The 20,947-nt window shown below is 43.1% G+C and carries 14 protein-coding genes; 11 read left to right on the top strand and 3 right to left on the bottom strand.

The features are described from left to right. Positions 1-200: 200 nt before the first annotated feature. The 4 genes from AHMF7616_RS21775 to AHMF7616_RS21760 all read left to right on the top strand — a co-directional run bounded on the left by AHMF7616_RS21775 (position 201) and on the right by AHMF7616_RS21760 (position 4,921). The gene (locus AHMF7616_RS21775; protein ID WP_199474306.1) at positions 201-1,331 is read left to right on the top strand and encodes a redoxin family protein; all 1,131 of its coding nucleotides are present in this window, start codon (positions 201-203) and stop codon (positions 1,329-1,331) included. 105 nt (positions 1,332-1,436) lie between these two features. Next, on the top strand, positions 1,437-2,984 hold the full coding sequence (locus tag AHMF7616_RS21770; RefSeq protein WP_115374802.1) for a TolB family protein: 1,548 nt from the start codon (positions 1,437-1,439) through the stop codon (positions 2,982-2,984). A 38-nt stretch (positions 2,985-3,022) separates the two neighbouring features. Next, on the top strand, positions 3,023-3,946 hold the full coding sequence (locus tag AHMF7616_RS21765; RefSeq protein WP_115374801.1) for a sugar phosphate isomerase/epimerase family protein: 924 nt from the start codon (positions 3,023-3,025) through the stop codon (positions 3,944-3,946). A 54-nt stretch (positions 3,947-4,000) separates the two neighbouring features. Next, positions 4,001-4,921 carry a ThuA domain-containing protein gene (locus AHMF7616_RS21760; protein ID WP_115375727.1) on the top strand — a complete coding sequence of 307 codons (921 nt, stop codon included), beginning with the start codon at positions 4,001-4,003 and terminating at the stop codon, positions 4,919-4,921. Positions 4,922-5,091: 170 nt separating this feature from the next. On the opposite strand, the gene AHMF7616_RS21755 is transcribed toward AHMF7616_RS21760, so the two are convergent. The 3 genes from AHMF7616_RS21755 to AHMF7616_RS27810 all read right to left on the bottom strand — a co-directional run bounded on the left by AHMF7616_RS21755 (position 5,092) and on the right by AHMF7616_RS27810 (position 8,264). Continuing rightward, positions 5,092-5,928: a sugar phosphate isomerase/epimerase family protein gene (locus AHMF7616_RS21755; protein WP_115374800.1), complete on the bottom strand. Its 837-nt coding sequence runs from the start codon at positions 5,926-5,928 to the stop codon at positions 5,092-5,094. A gap of 114 nt (positions 5,929-6,042) precedes the next feature. Next, entirely contained in the window at positions 6,043-7,017 is a 975-nt protein-coding gene (locus AHMF7616_RS27815; protein WP_317047625.1) for a protein-disulfide reductase DsbD family protein, read from the bottom strand. A 14-nt stretch (positions 7,018-7,031) separates the two neighbouring features. Beyond that, complete coding sequence (locus AHMF7616_RS27810) at positions 7,032-8,264, bottom strand: cytochrome c biogenesis protein CcdA (RefSeq protein WP_317047624.1); 1,233 nt, start codon at positions 8,262-8,264, stop codon at positions 7,032-7,034. Between the two features lie 670 nt (positions 8,265-8,934). On the opposite strand from AHMF7616_RS27810, the gene AHMF7616_RS21745 reads away from it, so the two are divergent. From AHMF7616_RS21745 to AHMF7616_RS21715, 7 genes are all read left to right on the top strand, one after another. After that, positions 8,935-9,876 carry a sugar phosphate isomerase/epimerase family protein gene (locus AHMF7616_RS21745; protein ID WP_199474305.1) on the top strand — a complete coding sequence of 314 codons (942 nt, stop codon included), beginning with the start codon at positions 8,935-8,937 and terminating at the stop codon, positions 9,874-9,876. A 292-nt stretch (positions 9,877-10,168) separates the two neighbouring features. Continuing rightward, positions 10,169-11,782 (top strand): ThuA domain-containing protein, encoded by a 1,614-nt coding sequence (locus AHMF7616_RS21740; RefSeq protein ID WP_115374799.1) that lies wholly within the window; start codon positions 10,169-10,171, stop codon positions 11,780-11,782. A gap of 114 nt (positions 11,783-11,896) precedes the next feature. Then, positions 11,897-12,757, top strand: coding sequence for a sugar phosphate isomerase/epimerase family protein (locus AHMF7616_RS21735; RefSeq protein WP_158546224.1), 861 nt, complete (start codon positions 11,897-11,899; stop codon positions 12,755-12,757). A 4-nt stretch (positions 12,758-12,761) separates the two neighbouring features. Beyond that, complete coding sequence (locus tag AHMF7616_RS21730) at positions 12,762-13,925, top strand: Gfo/Idh/MocA family protein (RefSeq protein WP_115374797.1); 1,164 nt, start codon at positions 12,762-12,764, stop codon at positions 13,923-13,925. 13 nt (positions 13,926-13,938) lie between these two features. Then, on the top strand, positions 13,939-14,832 hold the full coding sequence (locus tag AHMF7616_RS21725; protein ID WP_115374796.1) for a phytanoyl-CoA dioxygenase family protein: 894 nt from the start codon (positions 13,939-13,941) through the stop codon (positions 14,830-14,832). A 763-nt stretch (positions 14,833-15,595) separates the two neighbouring features. Then, complete coding sequence (locus tag AHMF7616_RS21720; RefSeq protein WP_158546223.1) at positions 15,596-19,681, top strand: hybrid sensor histidine kinase/response regulator transcription factor; 4,086 nt, start codon at positions 15,596-15,598, stop codon at positions 19,679-19,681. Between the two features lie 232 nt (positions 19,682-19,913). Continuing rightward, complete coding sequence (locus tag AHMF7616_RS21715) at positions 19,914-20,834, top strand: 3-keto-disaccharide hydrolase (protein WP_115374794.1); 921 nt, start codon at positions 19,914-19,916, stop codon at positions 20,832-20,834. The last annotated feature ends 113 nt before the right edge of the window (positions 20,835-20,947 follow it).

The following is a 20,947-nucleotide window of genomic DNA, read 5'->3' as shown; positions in this document are numbered from 1 at the left end:
CTTAAGCCACCAAACAATTACATCGGCAGGCATTCACTTACATGCCTGCCGATGTAAAAACCAGGTTTTTAGTATCATAAAACTTTTTTTAATATTAAATTAGCTTGGTACAATCAGGTATTTATAGATTCCCAAAGAACTGTTTAGTGCTTACTGATTCATCAAAATATCTCTCTATCATCTTTTAACTTATAATGCTTATGAACCCTTCTAAGTTTTTCAATTATTTACAAAGATTTTTTTTCTTCTTTTTTGCTTTGATGCTGGCTAACCAAAGCTTGGCAGCCGATGTAAAAACGCTGGAAATTGGCGCCACTGCCCCTGATTTTAGCTTGCCCGGCACCGATGGTAAAACTTATACCCTTAAAAGTTTTGCTAGCGCTAAGGTATTAGTGGTTATTTTTAGTTGTAATCATTGCCCCACCGCCCAAGCCTACGAAGACCGCATGATTGCCATAACCAAAGATTACAAAGCCAAAGGAGTAGCGGTAGCGGTGGTGTCACCCAACGATCCTAAAGCCGTAGCCCTGGACGAGCTGGGTTATTCCGATATGGGCGATAGCTTCGCGGAAATGAAAATCCGGTATAAAGAAAAAAATTATAATTTCCCTTATTTGTACGATGGCGAAACCGAGAAAATGTCGCGGGCTTATGGCCCCATAGCCACGCCGCACGTTTTTATTTTCGATAAGGAGCGTAAGCTGCAATACGTGGGCCGCCTCGATGCCTCCGAGAAACCAGGCTCCGCTAATGCCGAAGATACCCGCAACGCCATAGATGCTTTATTAGCCGGAAAACCGGTGGCAGTGCCTAAAACTAAAACGTTTGGTTGCTCGGTAAAATGGTCTGAAAAAAGCGATTGGGCCGTAAAAGCGCCTTCGGTATGGGCTAAGGAACCCGTTAATTTAGAAGTAATTGATGATGCCGGGATAAAAGCATTATTAAAGAATGATACCGATAAAGTGCGCCTGATTAATGTATGGGCCACCTGGTGTGGGCCTTGCGTAACCGAACTGCCCGAATTCGTGGAGATTAACCGCATGTACCGCCGCCGCGATTTTGAATTTATTACCTTAAGCGCCGACAAGCCGGATAAAAAAGACAAAGCCCACGAAATGCTCAAAAAGATGCAAGCTTCGGCTAAAAATTATATTTATTCTTCCGAAGATAAATATAAGCTGATTGAAGCCATCGATCCGCAATGGCAGGGCGCGTTGCCTTATACCCTCTTAATTGAACCCGGCGGAAAAGTAGCCTACCGCACGCAAGGCTCTATTGAACCGCAAAAAATGAAGAAAATGATTGTGGAGAAAGTAGGCCGGTATTACTAACCAGCTTAAATCAGGCTTTTTAAAGTTTTTTAAAAATTGCTCTGGCAAGCCTGATTTTAATTCATCTTCTCTATTAATTATTTAGTTTTAGGTAAAAAATCACACATGAAAAGTTTAAAGTTAAGCGTACTCTTATTTTTCTTAGGTCTGATTGCTTTAACCAGCCATTCGGTTTTTGCACAAAAAAAATCAATTGGCATTTTTGACGGGCACGGCGATATCGGGAAAGGAGTAAAACCAGGTTCGGCGGTATACAACGCCCAAACCCAGGAATACGCCATGAGCGGTTCGGGTTATAATATCTGGGCCGACCACGATGAATTTCATTTTTTGTGGAAAAAAATGAAAGGCGATTTTATTCTGTACACCCGGGCTCGATTTATAGGGAAAGGTGTAGACCCGCACCGGAAAGTAGGTTGGATGGTCCGCACCAACCTGGAAGGCAATTCGTCGCACATTAACGCCGTGGTGCACGGCGATGGACTTACTTCGTTGCAATTCAGAAAAACGCCCGGCGCTGTTACCGAAGAAATTAAGGCTAAACTTACCCACGCCGATGTTATTCAGCTGGAAAGAAAAGGCAATACCTACACCATGCGGGTAGCCAAATTTGGGGAGCCTTTTGTTACTGAGCAGGTAGCAGACTTAAATATCGGCGACGACGTGTACGTGGGCTTATTTCTAGGGTCGCATAACAAAGACGTCATCGAAAAAGGCGTTTACAGCGATGTGCGCATATCGGTGCCGGCCCGCGAAGGCTTGGTGCAATACAAAGAATACCTGGGCAGCAGCATCGAGTTGCTGGAGGTAGCTACCGGTAAGCGGCAGATTATTTACAACTCTCCTAAATCGCTGCAGGCCCCCAACTGGACCGTAGATGGTAAAAGCCTGGATTATAATAGTGAAGGGCTGATGTATCATTTTGATTTAGCCAAGCAGACGCCGAAAGTTATTAATACCGGGGAGGTCAAAAATAACAATAACGACCACGTACTTTCTTTCGATGGCAAAATGTTAGGCCTGAGCAGCGGCGTAAAAGAACTAGGTGGTTCCATTGTCTGGACGGTTCCTTTAACGGGCGGCACGCCGAAGCAAATTACGCCAAAAGGACCGTCTTACCTGCACGGCTGGTCGCCGGACGGGAAAAATTTACTTTTTACCGGGGAGCGCAACAAAGAATTTGATATTTACCGCGTACCCTCGGCGGGTGGCCCCGAAGTGCGTTTAACGACGGCGCAAGGCCTGGACGATGGCTCCGAATATACCCCAGACGGCAAGTACATTTATTTTAACTCGAACCGTACCGGCACCATGCAAATCTGGCGCATGAAAGCCGATGGCAGCGAGCAGGAAGCCGTTACTACCGGCGACTTTCACGATTGGTTCCCGCACGTTTCGCCCGATGGGAAATCCCTGGTATTTATCTCTTTCTTAAAAGAAGAAGTAAGCCCCGGCGACCATCCTTTTTATAAACATGTTTACCTCCGTACCTTGCCTATCAGCGGTGGCACACCAAAAGTTATTGCTTACATCTACGGGGGACAAGGTACCATTAACACGCCTTCTTGGTCGCCGGATAGCAAACGAGTAGCCTTTATTAGTAATTCGGCGGATGTGCGTAACACGGGTACTGCCGAAGCGAGTAATAGATAATCCTTAAAACAAAAACTTTCCTTTATCAAAAATTTAAAATGATTAACAGACGCAGTTTTTTTAAAAATGCAGGCGCTTTAGCCTTAGGCACCTTGGTTTTACCGGCCATTTCTAAAGGCAGCAATTTACTATCTTCTAAAAATGCTTTCGGCGAAAAAAAGTTAGGTTCTATTGGCTTGCAGTTGTATTCGGTGAAAGATGTGCTGGAGCAAGACCTAAAAGGCACTTTACAGCAACTGGCCAAAATGGGCTATAAAGAAGTAGAGTCTTACCCAGGCAGTAAAGGCCATTATTACGGCCTGGAACCCAAAGAATTTGCCGCGATGCTGAATGGCCTGGGCTTAAAACTGATAAGCAGCCATTTTGGTTCGGGCACCCGCGACGGAAAAGCCGAATCGTGGCACCAGGCTACCATGCTCACCCGTTTAGATGAACTAGCTGGCAAAGCCGCGGAAACCGGGCAAAAATACCTGACCTGTTCCTGGATGGACAAAAGCTTGCGCACCTCGCCCGATGATTTAAAGCGCACCGCCGACTTGTTTAACTCCGTGGGCGAAACCTGTAAAAAAGCAGGCTTGCAGTTTGCTTACCACAACCACGCTTTTGAATTTGAAAAAGTAGGCGATTCGCTGATCTATGATTATATGCTGGAAAATACCGACCCTAAACTGGTGCAATGGGAAATGGATATTTTTTGGTTAGTAGCGGGTAATTACGACCCAGTTACTTATTTTAAAAAGTATCCGAACCGCTTCCCGTTGGGCCATGTAAAAGACATGGATAAGCAGGATAAAAAGAAAAATACCGAAATCGGTACGGGTTCTATTGATTATGCCAGCATCTTAAAAGAAGCTAAAAAGTACGGAATGAAGCATTTTATTGTGGAGCAGGAAAGTTTCACGCGTCCCTCCATCGAAAGCATGAAGATGAATTACACGAACCTGGCTGGTTTAAATGTATAATAGCTCGAAGGTTTAATACCGAGAGTACCACGCGATATGCATAAAAATAAAAATATGAAAAAATCTATTTTAGCGCTTTACGCTTTAGTTTTGCTGGTTGTACTTTCAGCAAGAGCCCAAACTCCAATTCGGGTAATGATTTTGGACGGAGAAACAAACAAATACCACCGCTGGGATGTGGCTACTCCTATTCTGAAAAAGATACTGGAAGAACCGAAAAAATTTGCGGTAGATGTTGTTTCCGCGCCTCCCGAAGGCGGCGACTTTAGTACTTTTATGCCCAAATTTTCGGATTATCAGGTGGTGCTGCTTAATTACGATGCTCCCACCGAGCGCTGGCCCGAAGCTTTGAAACAATCTTTTGAACAATACATAGCTAAGGGCGGGGGTTTAGTAACCATCCACGGGGCTAATAACTCTTTCCCGGAGTGGGTTGCTTTTAATAAAATGATAGGCATGGGCGGCTGGCGTAACCGGAACGAAAATAGCGGGCCTTATTGGTATTACAAAGACGGTAAGTTAGTTTCAGATAAAACGCCGGGTAATGCGGGTAGCCACGGTAGCCGGATTCCGTTTCAGATGAAAGTGGTTAATCCAAATCACCCAATAACCAAAGGCCTGCCCGCTACCTGGATGCATCAGAACGATGAACTGTACGCGCAATTACGCGGGCCAGGGGAGAATATGCAGGTGCTGGTAACGGCTTATTCCGATAAAAACAACAAAGGAACCGGTAACGATGAACCCCAATTAATGGCGCTGGATTACGGCAAAGGCCGCATTTTTCATTACGCCCCCGGCCACGACGCGGTAGCCATGGCTTCGGTAGATTACGTGGTTTTGCTGCAACGGGGCACAGAATGGGCAGCTACGGGCAAGGTTACCCAAAAAATTCCGGATAATTTTCCTACGGCTACCTCGGTTTCTTACCGGCCCGATATAGCCGCCATGAACCCGGTAGCACCGGGAAAATAAACTATTTTAAAAAATTGCCGGATTACTCCCGTTTGGTATTTCCTATAATCTCGGGTGCCGTTTAGCTGTAATTAAAAACGGCTTCTTAAAAAGTAAATGAACCTATCCGTTGTTTACATTTTTAAGAAGCCGTTTAATTTTATTTACACGAATAGCCGATTTTTAAAAAATCACATGCTTAGCTTCATCAAATAACCATAATTATACTGCAAGCTTTCCAGCGGGGAATGATCCCATTCTTCCTGTTCTACAAAGAAATATTTCATATCGGATTTCTTCTTGTTTTGCAGTAAACCAGCAATATCAATTCGGCCTTTGCCGAATTCGGTGCTTTCGGCTTTGTCTTTCTTAATGTCCTTAATGTGCCACAAAGGGAAACGTCCGGGATACTTCTCAAAATATTGCACGGGGTCGCCACCACCCACAATCGCCCAGCCCAAGTCCAATTCCATTTTTACTAAATCAGGATTCGTATTATCCAGTAATACATCGTACAAAGTTTGTCCGTTTTCCTGCGCAAAATCAGAACCGCCATTGTGGTAGCCAAATATCAGGTTCGCTTTTTGGCAGTCCTCCGCCGATTTATTAAAAATATCCGCTACTTTTTTATAATTATCTATTGTTTGCCCTCTAGAAGGCAGGCCCGCCGCAATCAGGTAATCCTGACCCGCCTCGGCGGCCTCGTCCACGCTTTTTTGCCAGGTGGCGTTTACGGGCACGTGGCCACTGCGCAAAGTAAGCCCTAAGTCTTTCGTTATTTGTTTTATTTCCTTGGGCTGCAAGCCGTAGTAATTTCCTTTTACACTTTTAGCCGACTCTATTTCTTTGTAACCAATTTTTGCCAGTTTTTCTAAAGTTCCTTTTGCATCGGCGAGCATGGGCTCCCGCACCGAATACAGGTTGATACCCACATTTTTTACTTTAGCGGCTTCTGTTAAGTAAGGCAGAAAAAGGCCACCCAGTACCATGCCGCCGGAAGTTTTTAAAAATTCGCGTCTTGTTTTCATAAAGTCGTAGTTTTAAATTAAAAGTGGATGGGGGAAATACTTGAGTATTCCACTCTCCTTCTGAATTATATGGATGGAAACCTTACATAAGATTCTTCCTTGCCGGATAATTTGCTATTTAGCTGCCAAGCCTAAACTGGCCGATTTTGCTTTGTAGGTATTAATGCCCTGGTCCAGGAAATAAATAAATTTATTCACGTCGGTTTCGTAGGCGATGGGGCTAACCAGAACTTCTTCTTTGGTGGGGTCCAGGATTATATAAAAAGGCTGCGCGTTATTTTGATAGCGGGTAATTTGTAAGTCGGCATTTTGATTGCCGATGGTCTTTTTTACTTTTCCATCGTAGGCAGAGGTATACCACTCGGAGGCAGGCAGTTCAGTTTTTTCATCGATGTACAGAGCCACCATTACAAAATCATTTTTTAAACGGCTTAATACCGCAGGCTCGGCCCAGATTCTTTCTTCCATTTTGCGGCAGTTAACGCAACCATGGCCAGTAAAATCAATAAACACCGGTTTATTTTGTTTTCGCGCGCACGCCAAAGCTTGCTTTAGCTCAAAGTACCCTTGTATTTCGTGCGGAAAACTCAAAGAAGCCGGATTATTGGGCGCTTCGCAAAGGGTGGCGTTGGCACTCGTAGAATTTTCTCCTACCGAGCCTCGTAAGTTAAAATCCTGGGTAGACATAGGGGGTAAAAAGCCGGCCAGTAGTTTTAAAGGTGCTCCAAAAAGCCCGGGAATCAGGTAAATAATAAAAGAAAAAGTTAATAAGGTGATAACTAACCGGGGTACGCCAATGGCTTTTATTTCGCTGTCGTGCGGCAATCTTATTTTGCCTAATAAGTACAAGGCCATGCCGGAAAAAATAGCAATCCAAAGCGCTAGAAACACTTCCCGGTCCAGGATTTTCCAATGGTACACCTGGTCGGCGGTACTTAGAAATTTTAAAGCCAAGGCTAATTCTAAAAATCCCAGTACCACTTTTACCGAGTTTAACCATCCGCCCGATTTGGGCAGGTTTTTCATCCAATCCGGAAAAATGGCGAACAAAGTAAACGGAATGGCAAAGGCCATCGAAAAAGAAAACATTCCGGCAATGGGTTTTACAATAGCTCCCCCGCCGATTCTACCAGAATACTGCCCACAATAGGACCGGTACAGGAAAAAGAAACTAAAACAATGGTAAAAGCCATGAATACAACGCCATAATAACCGCCTTTATCGGCTTGCTTATCCATTTTATTTACCAACGAAGACGGCAATACAATCTCGAAAAGGCCCAGAAAGGATAAGCCGAAAAAGATGAATATAGCAAAAAACAAGAGGTTAGGCAGCCAATGAGTGCTCAACCAATTGGCGAATTCGGGACCGTTTAACCGGGATACAATAGTACCTACTAAAGTATAAATGGCAATAATAGAAAAACCGTAGATTAAGGCTTTTACAATAGCGTGTTGGCGGTCGTTACTATTCGTAGTAAAAAAAGTAACTGTCATGGGAATCATCGGGAATACACACGGCGTAATTAAGGCGGCCACGCCGGCTAAAAAGGCCAGCAACATAAACGATAAGAGCGAACCAGATGCGGTACCCGGAGCTACTAAAGAAACTTTACTTGGTGAAATTTTAGAAATTTCTTTTCCCGTTTTGGGCAAAACCGACTTTTCTTCCGCTAAGTTTTTATCTGGGGAAGAAAGATCTTTTACTACCGGAGCTGCTTTTGCTTGACTTGGAGCGGGTGCTTTTTCTTCGGCTGTCTCCGCTATTTTACTTGTAACAGCCGGAGCAGTAGCTTTACTTGCTGCTGTTTTTTTAATGGTGGCGTTTGTTTCATGGCCAGCAGTAGAATTAAGAATTGCTAAATCCGAAAAAGCAAAGTCCTGGTCGAAGGGAATACATTTACCATCTACTTCGGTGCAAACCTGGTATTCTACGTGGCCTGTTACTTTAAAATCTTTGTTTAAGACTTTTACTACCTGCCGAAATTGCGCGGTATGCACAAAGTACGTGTATTCGCCGCCCCATAACGCACTGTGTTTCTTTTTCGGATGGATAGGCTTTAGTTTGCCAACCAACTCATACGAGCTATTAGGCTGGAAAGTAAAAGTCGTTACCATGGGCCCTAAATCCGGGTCAAAGTCCGTGGAATACAAATACCAATCTTTATCAATTTTTACATCGAACACTAGTTCTAGCTGCTCATTTACTTTTGCCTCTTTCTTGGAAGTAGCATAAGCCCAGGTAGCCGGTTTTAAAATCTGGGCCCAAGCGGTACCGCTTAAGAGTAGAAAAAAGAAAAAGAGAAAATACCGGCATTTTTTTAAAATTTTGGTCATGATAGCGTTTAGATAAAGGTAAGTACTTCCATTAGCCTAGTTTTTCTTGCGTTTTACTTCTCGTATTGCTCAACCTCTGAAAAAAAGTATGCCACAGCCGCAAAATTATATTTACAAAGAAGAGAAGATTTATTGGCGGAAGGCAATGAGATAATTCAGTAACACCAAGGGTATTTTTTTTGCTGCTGATTATTCTGTTTAAACTGGTTTTTTTGGTTTTTAAAAAGTCTTGGCCAAGTGATATTCACATCTTTCCCGGGCGAACAATATGGCAGTTATAAGTCGCCTCTATAGGCGTTAATCCTGATAAAAATTTAAAAAATCAATCTAAACCATGCCTCTGTTTTAAATACCATTGCCTTTTGTGCAAAATTTTACGCTTCTTCTTTTGTTTACAAAATACATTTGGAAGATTGTCTGGGCTTATTCGGATGTGCCTGTACATTACCAAACTAACTAACAGAAAATGCTAGGCAAGATTTATAATCCCGTTTTATAGAGTCTTTGGATTTAAAATCCGCATGTTTTCTAATAACTAAAAACAGCGCAAGCAACATATGTAATTATAAATCATGTATTTACTACTTCAGCTTGATGCCGATGGTGTTCCGAACAAGCCTGACATTTAAAATAAAGTGGAAAATATCTTCTTAAATAAAAGCAGTTATAAATGAATAATGCTACTTTTCTTCTTACTGCCAAGCTCCGGAAAACCGTTATTTTTTTAATGGCTACGTTGCTCGTATTAATTATTTTGCTGCCGGTGCATGGCCAGAACAGAAAAAAGGATACGGCTATTTATGCCCGACAGAATTTGTTTGCGTGGTCGATTGTGCCGTTTGATGTAAAAAAACGCAACCCAACGCAACGAGCCGCCATGCTGCAAAAAATGGGAATTACCCGGCTCGCTTATGATTGGCGCCAGGAACACGTCGCCACTTTTGACGAAGAACTGAAAACGTTAAAAAAGAACAATATCAAGCTCCAAGCTTTTTGGCTGCCCACTGGTTCGGACCCGGCAAATGACAAAAATGTGCAGGCCGTATTTGCTCTTTTAAAGCGCCACCAGGTAAAAACCCAGTTATGGTGCTCTTTAGGCGATGGAAAAAATTTCCCCGAAATGAGCCAGGAAGAAAAAGTACATTACATGGCTAGAATTATTGGTATTATTGCTAAACAAGCCGCCGAAATAGGGTGTACCGTGGGCCTGTATAATCACTCGGGCTGGTTTGGCGAACCCGAAAATCAGTTGGCCATTATAGAATATTTAAAAATGCCCAACGTGGGCATGGTTTATAACTTTAATCATGCCGAAGCGCACGTAGCCCGCTTTGCCGAATTTTTTCCCAAGATAGTGCCCCACCTGCTGGCACTTAACCTTTCGGGTATTCAAACGGGTAATCCGGTAAAGATTGTGCCTGTTGGGCAGGGAAATGCCGAATTAGAAATGATGCGGGTAGTAAAAGCAAGTAAATACCGCGGCCCCGTAGGCATAATTAATGAATACACCGACCCGGATGCCGAAGTAGGCTTGCAAATGAACTTGACCGGCTTAAAGAAAATTTTAAAATCGCTCGGTGATACTGTTGCCTTAAAAACTTATCTAAATTAGTTAATTAAAATAATAACCTTGCTTATTTCCCGGTCATCCGGAAAGGAACTAACCAGAACCAAGCGCTAAACGGAGAAATAAGAAAGCCGTTCGGTTCCTCTTTACGGATCATTTACTTTCACTGGTTGGTCGGCTATTACTTTCTACTGATTAGATTCTTGCAGAATGCTGGAAAAAGGGTTTATTAAATAATATTATTTATTTCTTTCTACATACGCACTATATTTTATTAACCTTAGTGCCCTAGCTATCTACTTATAAAAAGATAACTAATTTACTTTAGTCTAAAATAATGAAGAATAACCTGGTGTTTCGGCTAGTTCTGTTGGTGAGTTTAATAATGGCTTTTTACCTGGGAGTATCGGCAGCACCCGTAACCCGAACTAATAGCAGCGCTGCTAAAACCAGAAAGATTGTTTTAATTGCCGGGGAGAAAAGCCACGATGCCGGCTTTCACGAGTATATTAAAACCGTGCGCCTGTTAAAAACCATGCTGGACCAATCCAATGTAAAAGGCATAAAAACCGAAATTTATTTGCACGGCTGGCCACAAAATCCGGCTACGCTGGACGATGCGGATTTAATTCTTTTTACTTCCGACGGCCGGGATGGGGACTTGTATTCGGAAGTTCCTTTTATGACTCCGGAACGCATGCCGGTAATGGAAAAGCAAATAAAAAGAGGTTGCGGCTTGGCGCTTATTCATTTCTCGACGTTTGCCCCTGATTCTATTGGTAAAAAGATTTTGGAATGGGGTGGTGGTTATTACGACTGGCAGGACGATACGGGTAAACGCAACTGGTATTCGGCTATTAAAACGCTGGATGGTACGATTAATTTGCCCGCCTCTAGCCATCCGGTAGTAAACGGCGTTAAACCTTTTAAACTGAAGGACGAATTTTATTACAATATTCGCTTCCGGGAGCAAGATTCCCGTTTAAAAGTTGTCGCCGAAGTTCCGGAACTAAATGGCCGCGCCGATAAAGGAAAAGCCACCGCCTGGGCAGTAGAACGCACCGACGGAGGACGAGGCTTTAGTACCACCATGGGCCACTATTACGCGAACTGGGAAAATCCTGCTTTTCGGAAACTCATGTTGAATGGCATTGTTTGGGCGGCCAAAGCCACGGTGCCTAAAAATGGCGTCGAGGCCCAGTTTTATTCTGATCAGGAAGTAACGCAGCACTTATACCAAAAATCCCGCAAAGCTCTCCTGTTTACCGGTAATAACCATCCGGCGCATCCGTGGCAGGAAACCACCCCTTTACTAAAAGCCGCGGTAGAACAAGACAGTCCTTTTTGGGTGGATGTATCTACTAACATAGAAGACTTATCGCAGTACGATTTAAAAGATTACGAGGTACTTATTTTAAATTATTGTAACTGGAAAGACTCCACGCAATTAAAACAAAAATCCAAAACAGCCTTTACCAATTATTTAAATAATGGCGGCGGACTGATGGTTATTCATTTCGCGGATGGCGCTTTTCATTATTCCTTACCGGAAGCCGGCAATACCGATTGGCCGGAATACCGGAAAATAGTACGCCGGGTCTGGGACCATCAATCCAATAGCGCCCACGATAATTTTGGCAAGTTTACGGTTAAAGTAACCCAAGCGCCCAGCGCCATCACCGCCGGAATAAAAGATTTTGAAACAACCGACGAATTGTATTTCAATCAAAAAGGAGACGAACCCATTAAACCTTTACTTACAGCAACCTCCAAAAAGACGGGCAAGGAAGAACCGTTAGCCTGGGTGTATAACTACGGTAAAGGTAAAATATTCCAAACCCTGTTGGGGCATAACGCCAGTTCCTTCCAAGCGCCGGAAATGAAAAAAATGTTGCGGAATGCCGCTGTTTGGGTAGCCGGAGAAGATAAAAGCAAAAGTATTTTAAAATAAACAGGTAGTTACCGCTAAAATCACCATTACTTGCCCTAGTTCAGCTATAATTTGAATGGATTCTGGATGGTCAGGGAATCAGAAAACTTAATCGAACATAAAAATACAACTTATATGAAGGTAGGAATCGACAGTTACTGTTACCATCGGCTTTTCGGGGAAGTGTATCCCGGCCAGGAAAAACCGAATAAAGAGTTGAGTTTTGAAGATTTTTTAACCCAACTAAACAGCCTGGATATTGACGGCGTTTCCTTAGAATCCTGCTTTTTGCCCAGTTTCGACCAATCTTATCTAAAATTCATAAAAGAACACCTCGATTCTTCCGGGTTAGACCGGGTGTATGCCTGGGGCCACCCGGATGGCTTGGAAGGCGGTAAAAATGAACAAGCGTTTGCCGATATGGTCCGGCACATTGAATACGCCAACCAAATAGGAGCTAAGGTAATGCGGGTAGTAGGCAGCAGTTTGCTGTTCCGGTTCGAGCCGCACGATCCGCAACTGGAAAAACTAAGCCGCATGTTTACCGAAGCCACCCAAATGGCCGCCCGCTACGATATTAAGCTGGCCGTAGAAAACCACATCGATTATAATTCCGACGAGATTCTGCAATTGGTAACCAATGTAAATCTGCCCAACTTTGGCGTAAATTTCGATTCCGGTAACTTTTTGCGGGTCTTGGATGACCCTATTCAGGCCATGGAGAAACTGGCGCCGCATGTTTTTGCTACGCATATTAAAGATTTAAAACCAGTAAAGGGAGTGCCGGTAAACGAGTGGTATTTTTTCTCCTGCGTGCCCACCGGCGAAGGATTAATTCAGAACGAGAAGTTAGCTGAAATTTTAAAAAAACATAACTACCAGGGATTTCTGGCCGTTGAAATTGATTTTCTGCATCCAGATTATACCAATCGGGAAGTAGAGGTAGTACAACAAAGTGTACGCGCGCTGAAGGAAATTAGCCACCGGTTAAGCTAAAACAATGAAAACTTTAAACGTAGGACTAATAGGTTATAAATTTATGGGTCGGGCGCACAGCAATGCCTGGCTTCAAGCTCCCCATTTTTTCGATCTTCCGCGTACTCCGGTTTTAAAAGTAGCGTGCGGCCGGCACGAAGCTTCCTTAAAAGAATTTGCCCAAAAATGGGGCTGGGAAGAAACGGAAACCGATTGGAAAAAACTGGTAACGCGGCCGGATATTGATATTATTGATATTGCGCTGCCGCAACATTTGCACTACGAAATTGCCATAGCTGCTGCCAAAGCAGGCAAGCATATCTTTTGTGAAAAACCCCTGGCCATGAACTCCCAGCAAGCCGAAGAAATGCTCCGGGTTTGTGAGGATAATAAGGTAACTCATTATTTAAATCATAATTACCGGCGGGTACCCGCCATTGCTTTCGCCAAAAAATTAATTAAAGAAGGCCAGTTAGGTCGCATATTTCATTGGCGGGGCGCTTATCAGCAAGATTGGATTGTAGACCCCGAGTTCCCGCTTACCTGGCAACTCCGCAAAGAAACTGCTCAGGCCGGTCCGCAGTGGGATTTAAATTCCCATAGTTTAGATTTAGCGCAGTACCTGGTAGGCGATATCAAATCGGTATCGTGTTTAACCACTAACTTTATTAAAGAAAGACCATTGGCCGATGAAACGACCAGCGGCAATTTAAGCGCCGAAGCCAAAACCGGCGAAACCGGCGAAGTTACCGTGGAAGATGCGGCCCTAATGCTTGTGGAATTCGAAAACGGCGCGATTGGTTCGTTTGAGGCCACCCGCTTTGCCACCGGCCGGAAAAACCACAATACTTTTGAAATTTACGGCAGCAAAGGCAGCCTAACTTTCGACCTGGAAAACATGAATGAGCTTTTGTTTTATTCTAACAGTGACCCCGCCGGTTTACAAGGATTCCGGAAAATTCTGACCACCGATGCCCTGCATCCTTACGTGCAAAACTGGTGGCCGGCCGGCCATATTATTGGCTACGAGCATACGTTTGTGCACGCCGTGGTAGATTTTATAAAGGCCATTGCCGAAAATAAAACCGTAGAACCAAACTTCCACGATGGTTTAAAAATAATAAAGGTGCTGGAGGCCGGTCTGCAATCGGCGGCCACTGGTCAGAAAATAATTTTAAAAAATAATTAAAAAATAACAGGTTATGGAAAAGTCGAATAAAGAAAAGTTTCTCGAAGAAGGCTACGTGATTATAGAGGTACTCACCGAGCCTGAAATACAGGATTTTAGAAAAGTAATGGATGCTTTACTGAGCCCGCAGGTAAAAGCAGCCGATACAAAAAAGCACAGTTCGTCTTTCCAGCATTTAGGCGACGAAATTTCGGATTTTGGTAAGGAAGCGCGGCAATATTATTTTCACCTCTTAACCAAGCCCGGCACCGAACCCATTCATCATGCTTTTCACCACCCGGTTATGTTAAAAGCCGTGGAAGAAATTATTGGCCCCAACCTGATCGTGAACAATGCGTCTATTCTGGCCGCTAACGAAGGCACGTCTTATTCTTTGGGTTGGCACCGCGATATTATTCAAATTCCGCAAGACGAAATTGAAGATTGGCTTTTTTCGCCGGAACGGTTTCATAACAGCGTGCAGATTAATTTGCCCTTGGTAGATGAAAATTCGCTGTGGGTGGTTCCGGGCAGCCATAACCGCCCGAATACTGCAGCCGAAAATGCAGCTTTTGCCGGTTCTAAACATTATGCGCCCATTGGCGCCGAAATGCCCGGCGGCGTTCCGGTAACTTTAAAAGCGGGACAGGCCGTTTTATACAACAACAACTTAATTCACCGGGGCTATACCGAAGTCATGAAAAATCCCCGGCGCACGCTGCACATGGGTTATCATAGCGCCCAGCATCCACCCACCTGGCATTTTTATCTGCTCAACGACGATTTATTAACCGAAAATTACCTGCATACCTTAAGCCCCACCATGCGCCAAATGATGGAGGAGTACCTGGCCTGCCGCCAAGAATACCCCCGTATGAGCGATACCTGGAAGAAAGAATACAATTTTCCTTCGCCTTCTTACCAATAGCCTGTTGCCTGGTACTATTTTTAAATTTCTTAGAAGAAGCTGATGGTGGCCTAAACTTTTACCGGTGCCACTATTAGCTTTTGCCGGGGAGATTACAGGTATTTTTTTAATTTTAGTAGTTACGCCACTTATTCAGTAGTCATTGTTTGCTGGCCTGTACTTTTCTCCTTCCAGAGTATTTCCTAGTAGTTTTTTGATTTTCCTTCCGGCTGCTTTATCTATAAGTTATAAATAGTGGCCATCATACGCCCAGCCGCAATTTAATTCTGTTAACTTTTAAAGTTGTAAAATAAGATAAAGGGATCTTGTTAATATCTCGCTAAATCTGTATTTTAAACAGTTATTTCTCTTAAAATTAATATTTTTTAAGAATAAACTTTAGTTGTTAACGAAGCTGCATTTTTAAGGTAATCTTACTATATAATTTACAATTAGCTTCTCACGGCTATAACTGCTTTATCTGCTTTTAACAACTAAATCTTATTTATTAATTCTACTAGTTTAACTAATGAGTTACCTACAGGAGTAATAAAACTACTTACCTCATCGTAACTGGTAGTTTCATAAAAGCGGATAAATTAGGGGGCAGTACTTTTTGGAAAATAAAATGATGCGGTTGTTGAAGGGGGAATCTGTTTTAATCGTAACCTTAGTTCTTTTAGTTTGGCCAACCTTTAACGGCTGGTCTCAAACGAAGCAGGGTGGTAGTAATCTCAAATTCGAGCATTTATCTGCCGGGCTTTCGCAGAGTACGGTTACTTGTATGTGGCAGGACCGCAAAGGATTTATGTGGTTTGGTACCCGAAACGGACTTAACCGGTACGATGGCGTAGAGTTTACTACTTACGAAAACGTAAATGAAGATAGTTCTAGTTTAAGCCATAGCTACGTAAGCTGTTTATTCGAAGATAGTAAAGGCAACTTGTGGGTAGGCACTCTGGAAGGAGGCTTAAATCTTTATAACCGCGACAACGATACTTTTTCGCACTTTACTCATAATAAAAGCAACCCCAATAGCTTAAGTTTTAATTCTGTTAACTGTATTTACGAAGACAAAAATCATGCTTTATGGGTGGGTACGGAAAATGGCTTGAATGTATTTCGGCAGGATAAAAAAAGCTTTACTCATTACCGGAACGATATTACTGATTCCCGCAGTCTTGCGGATAATAACATCGGGGTTATTTTCGAAGACAGCAAGAATAACTTGTGGGTGGGTACCAAAGGCGGCGGCTTAGAATTATTTGACCGGGTTAATAAATCGTTTAAACACCATAAATACGACGCCACTAATAGCAGCAGCCTGAGCAATAATGTAGTCAGAACTTGTTATAAAGATTCGAAAGGTAATATTTGGCTGGGTACCCAAAATGGCTTGAATCTTTTTATGGAAACTCCGGCCGGGGTAGTATTTAAACGGTACCAGCACCAAAAAAGTAACCCTAATTGTTTAAGCAATAATTCCATTATAAGTATTTCGGAAGATTTAGCTGGCCGGCTCTGGATTGGCACCCAGATTGGCGGGCTTTCTATTTATGACCAGGAACAGAACACCTTTACCAATTATTCGCCTAATCCGCTGGACCCGTATAGCATTAGTAGTAATTCGCTGTGGTCTATCTACCGGGATAAGGTAGGCACCATGTGGATTGGCGCCCGGAACCGGGGACTGGATAAGTGGGACCCGCACCAGCAAAAATTTAATCATTACAATATATACCCCTCCGGAAACTACACTTTAAGTAACCGGGATGTTACCTGCTTTTTAGAAGATGATTCCGGAAACTTGTGGCTGGGCACGGATGGCGGTGGTTTAAGTTACTTAGATAGAAAAACAAATAAATATGTTCATTACACCCACGACCCTTTAAAAGATAATAGTTTAGGCAGCAATTCGGTGCTTTCGCTGTTAATGGACCGCCAGCACCATTTATGGGTGGGTACCTGGGGCGGCGGTTTAAACCGGTTTGATAAAAAAACACAAACTTTTAAACGGTATCTGCCTAATGCGGCGGACCCGGCCAGTATTAACGGGAATAATATTTTTAGTTTGTGCGAAGATAGTTCCGGTAAATTATGGGTGGGCGTTTTTTTGGGGGGCCTTAATTTGTACGACCCGCATACAGATTCCTTCTCGCATTACAATTACAATCATAATGACGCTACCAGCCTCAGTAATAATAAAATTATTAAAATATTTGAAGACAGTAAAAAGAATTTATGGATTGGCACGGATGGCGGCGGGTTAAATTTAATGCATTGGGCCGGTAAAGACCAGGTAACTTTTACCCGTTATAATTACGATTCAAACAGCCCGGGCAGCTTAAGCAGCAACGTTATTAATGCCATTACCGAAGACAAGAACCATAACTTATGGATAGGCACCTGGAAAGGCTTAAATAAATTTAATTACCAACAACAAACTTTTGAGGTTTATCGCAAAGAAGATGGCTTACCGGATAATGTCATAAACGGTATTCTGGAAGATAATAAAGGATTTTTATGGCTGAGTACCAACCAAGGAATCAGCCGTTTTGATGCGGCTGGTAAAAAATTTAAAAATTACACTACCGCCGACGGTTTACAATCGCCGGAATTTATCCGGGGGTCTTACCTGAAAAGTAAAGCAGGCGAGCTATTTTTTGGCGGCGTAAACGGGTTTAATTCTTTTTTTCCGGCCAACATCCACGACCGGTTATTTACTGCCCCTTTGTATTTAACTCAATTTAATATCCGGCATACTTTAATTAAACCTAACCAGAAAAACTCGCCATTGCGCCAGCACATCAGCGAAACCAAAGAAATTACCCTGTCTTATGATCAAAGTGATTTTAGCTTTGGTTTTGTTGCTTTAAATTACGCGCTCGCTTCTAAAATCCGGTATGCTTACAAGCTGGTGGGTTACGATAAAGACTGGCAAAAGGCCGGCAATCAAAGAAGCGCCAATTACGCCAAAGTGCCACCCGGCACCTATACCTTCCGGGTAAGAAGCACGATTACCAATGATCTCTGGAACAAAGAAGAAGCAACCGTAAAAATTACCATTACGCCCCCTTGGTGGAAAACCTGGTGGGCTTATTCGCTTTACAGTTTAGCGTTTGCCGGATTATTAATCTGGTACCGGCAAAATTTGATTAAACAGCTTCGGTTAAAAGCCGATTTGCAACTGGAGCACTTGGAATTAACCAAAATGCAGGAAATGGAACGTTTAAAGTCTAATTTCTTTGCCAATATTTCTCATGAATTCCGTACCCCGCTTACCTTAATTTTGAGTCCGTTAAAAGACATGTACAGCGGAAAATTTAACGGCGATTTCAAACAGCAATACCAGGTAATGATTCGGAATGCCGAAAGATTACTGCGCCTCATTAATCAATTACTCGATTTATCAAAGCTGGATTCCGGTCATATGCAACTAGAAGCCGCCCGGGTAAACCTGATAGATTTCCTAAAAACCATTTTCTCGTCGTTTGAGTCTTACGCCCAAAAGAAAAATTTAAAATTTTCTTTCGAACATCCCGTCGAACCAATTCTGGTTTATTTTGATCCGGATAAGTTGGAAAAAGTATTTCTTAACTTGCTTTCCAACGCCTTTAAGTTTACCAGTACCGGCGAAATTAAGCTGGCAGTAGAATTAGTAACCCGCTCCGGGGAAAAAGCGTCGAACAATCAGTGCCCGATAGCCTACGTTGCAATTTGTGTAACCGATAGTGGCGTGGGCATTCCGGCAGATTGTGTGAATTATGTTTTCGACCATTTTTACCAGGTAGCGCAGCGGGTACATCCCGGCGACATAGAAGGTACCGGCATTGGTTTATCGTTGGCCAAAGAATTAGTAGAGCTGCACCAGGGCAAAATAGAAGTAGAAAGTAAATTAGGGATTGGTACTACTTTTAAAGTACTGTTACCCTTAGGCAAAGCGCATTTAAAAGAACCGGAGCTAGAAGTACCGGATTGGCAGCCAACCTTTAAAAACCCAGCATCAACCAGTATAGAACCATTAGCTTCTGCCGCCACCGTAACAACAACAAATGATTCTAAATCTAAGGAAGTGGAACTGCCGGTAATTTTGTTGGTGGAAGATAACACCGATCTGCGGACTTATTTAAAAGAAAGATTAGAACAAAATTACCACGTACTGGAAGCCGCCAACGGAGCAGATGGCTTGAAAATGGGTCTGGATAAAATGCCGGATTTAATAATTTCGGATGTACTCATGCCCAAAATGAACGGCGTAGAACTGTGCCGGGCTTTAAAAAACAACGTGCAAACTTCGCACATCCCGCTTATTTTACTAACCGCCCAGGCCGATTCCGAAAATAAAATTGAGGGATTAGAAACCGGTGCCGATGATTATGTTTCCAAACCTTTTGATTCGAATGAGTTAGAAGTGCGCGTAAAAAACCTGATAAAATCCAGAGAAGTGCTGCGGGACCGGTTTGCGCAAAACAATAAATTAATTCTGGAACCTAAAGAAATTACAATTACGCCGCTGGATGAGATTTTTATGAAAAAGGTGCTCGAAAGCATCGAGAAAAACATGGCGAATACCGAGTACCGGGTAGAAGATTTAGGCGAAGATGTCGCCATGAGCCGCATGCCTTTATACCGGAAAATAAAAGCCTTAACCGGCCAGACCGCCGTAGAATTCATCCGGACGATCCGGTTAAAAAGAGCCGCCCAATTATTAAAACAGCAGCAGCTCCATGTATCCGAAGTAACCTACGACGTTGGGTTTAACGACTTGCAGTACTTCAGAACTTGTTTTAAAAAGCAGTTTGGTTTAAGCCCATCGGAGTACGCTAAGTTACACGCCGACGTAAAAATGGAGGCTGCCTCCGATAATTAAATGCTCCAAAACAAGAACCTTTTCTATCCTGGTTTTCAGAAAATTAACTTTCCGGTGCAAAAATACCATTGCATTTGTTGAAATATACCTTTGCCTTCTTTCGCACAACCGGCCTTTATTTGGTATAGCAAAATTTTAAGTTAAAAGCACCAGCCTTCTTCTGCTTAGGGGCAATAGAATGGCTGGTGCTTTTAACCCTTAAATTTTGTAAAATATATTTAACCAATCATTTATGAGAAGGCGAAGATTTATTCAGCAGAGTGCCCTGGCGGCATCTTGTTTTATACCTGGCTACAGTTTTCTTCCGAGCAATTCTATTTTAGATAAAAATCTTGCGGCAGATGGCTATACAGATTTGATTAAGGGAAATACCCTCCAGGGCTGGCATACCTCTTCCCGGATCCCAACCTCGCCTTACCCGGGTGGTCCGGAACCCGATAAAAACAAAGAAGGATATAAGCGGGCGCTAACCAGCCAAGGAAAATGGACCGTAGAGAACGGCGTTATTATCGGCGGACAGGATCAGGAAGGATTGGGCAGCTACCTGGTTACCGATGAAAAATACGGCGATTTTGAATTACTGATTGATGCTAAGCCGGATTGGCCGGTAGATACCGGAATACTTTTAAGGGCTCGTTCTGAAGGAAGTCCTGGGTACCAGGTACTCGTGGATCATCGGAAATCCGGCGGAATTGGGGGGTTTTACGGGAACGGTTTAGCCGGTTTTCATGCCCTGCCCTATAACTTTGACGCCAAGTATGATGCCGCTGGTAACCCGGTAGGTTTAGTTGCCGAAAAGCCCGCTACCACCATCGAGCAAATTACCGATGCTAAAATTAAATTATTAGCTTACGCGGCCCCAGTAGAAGAATTTTTAGCAACCTGGAAGTGGGCTGATTGGAATACTTTTAAAATCCGGTGCGAAGGAAAATATCCTTACCTCACCTCCTGGATAAACAACGTTAAAATCTGTGAGTTAGACACCGCTAAAATTGCACATCCTAACTATAACAAAGAAGCCATTGCTAACTTGTTAGGCCGCGAAGGCCATATTTCCCTGGAAGTACACGATAACGATAAAGGTTTAGGAAAAGACCGGTGGAAACCGGGCGGGGTTTCGAGATGGCGCAATATTAAAATAAAGAAGTTATAAGAAGAATGCTACCCGTTCTTGCTAAACGCTAGAAGAAGGAACCATTTACTTTCGGTTTAGCTATATTTCAATCTGCTATTGCCATTTATTGTAATAATAGTTTGTTAATTCCG

Origin of the sequence: Adhaeribacter pallidiroseus (genome assembly GCF_003340495.1) — a bacterium.
GTDB classification, from domain to species: Bacteria; Bacteroidota; Bacteroidia; order Cytophagales; family Hymenobacteraceae; genus Adhaeribacter; species Adhaeribacter pallidiroseus.
This window is presented reverse-complemented; position numbering and strand designations above follow the sequence as displayed.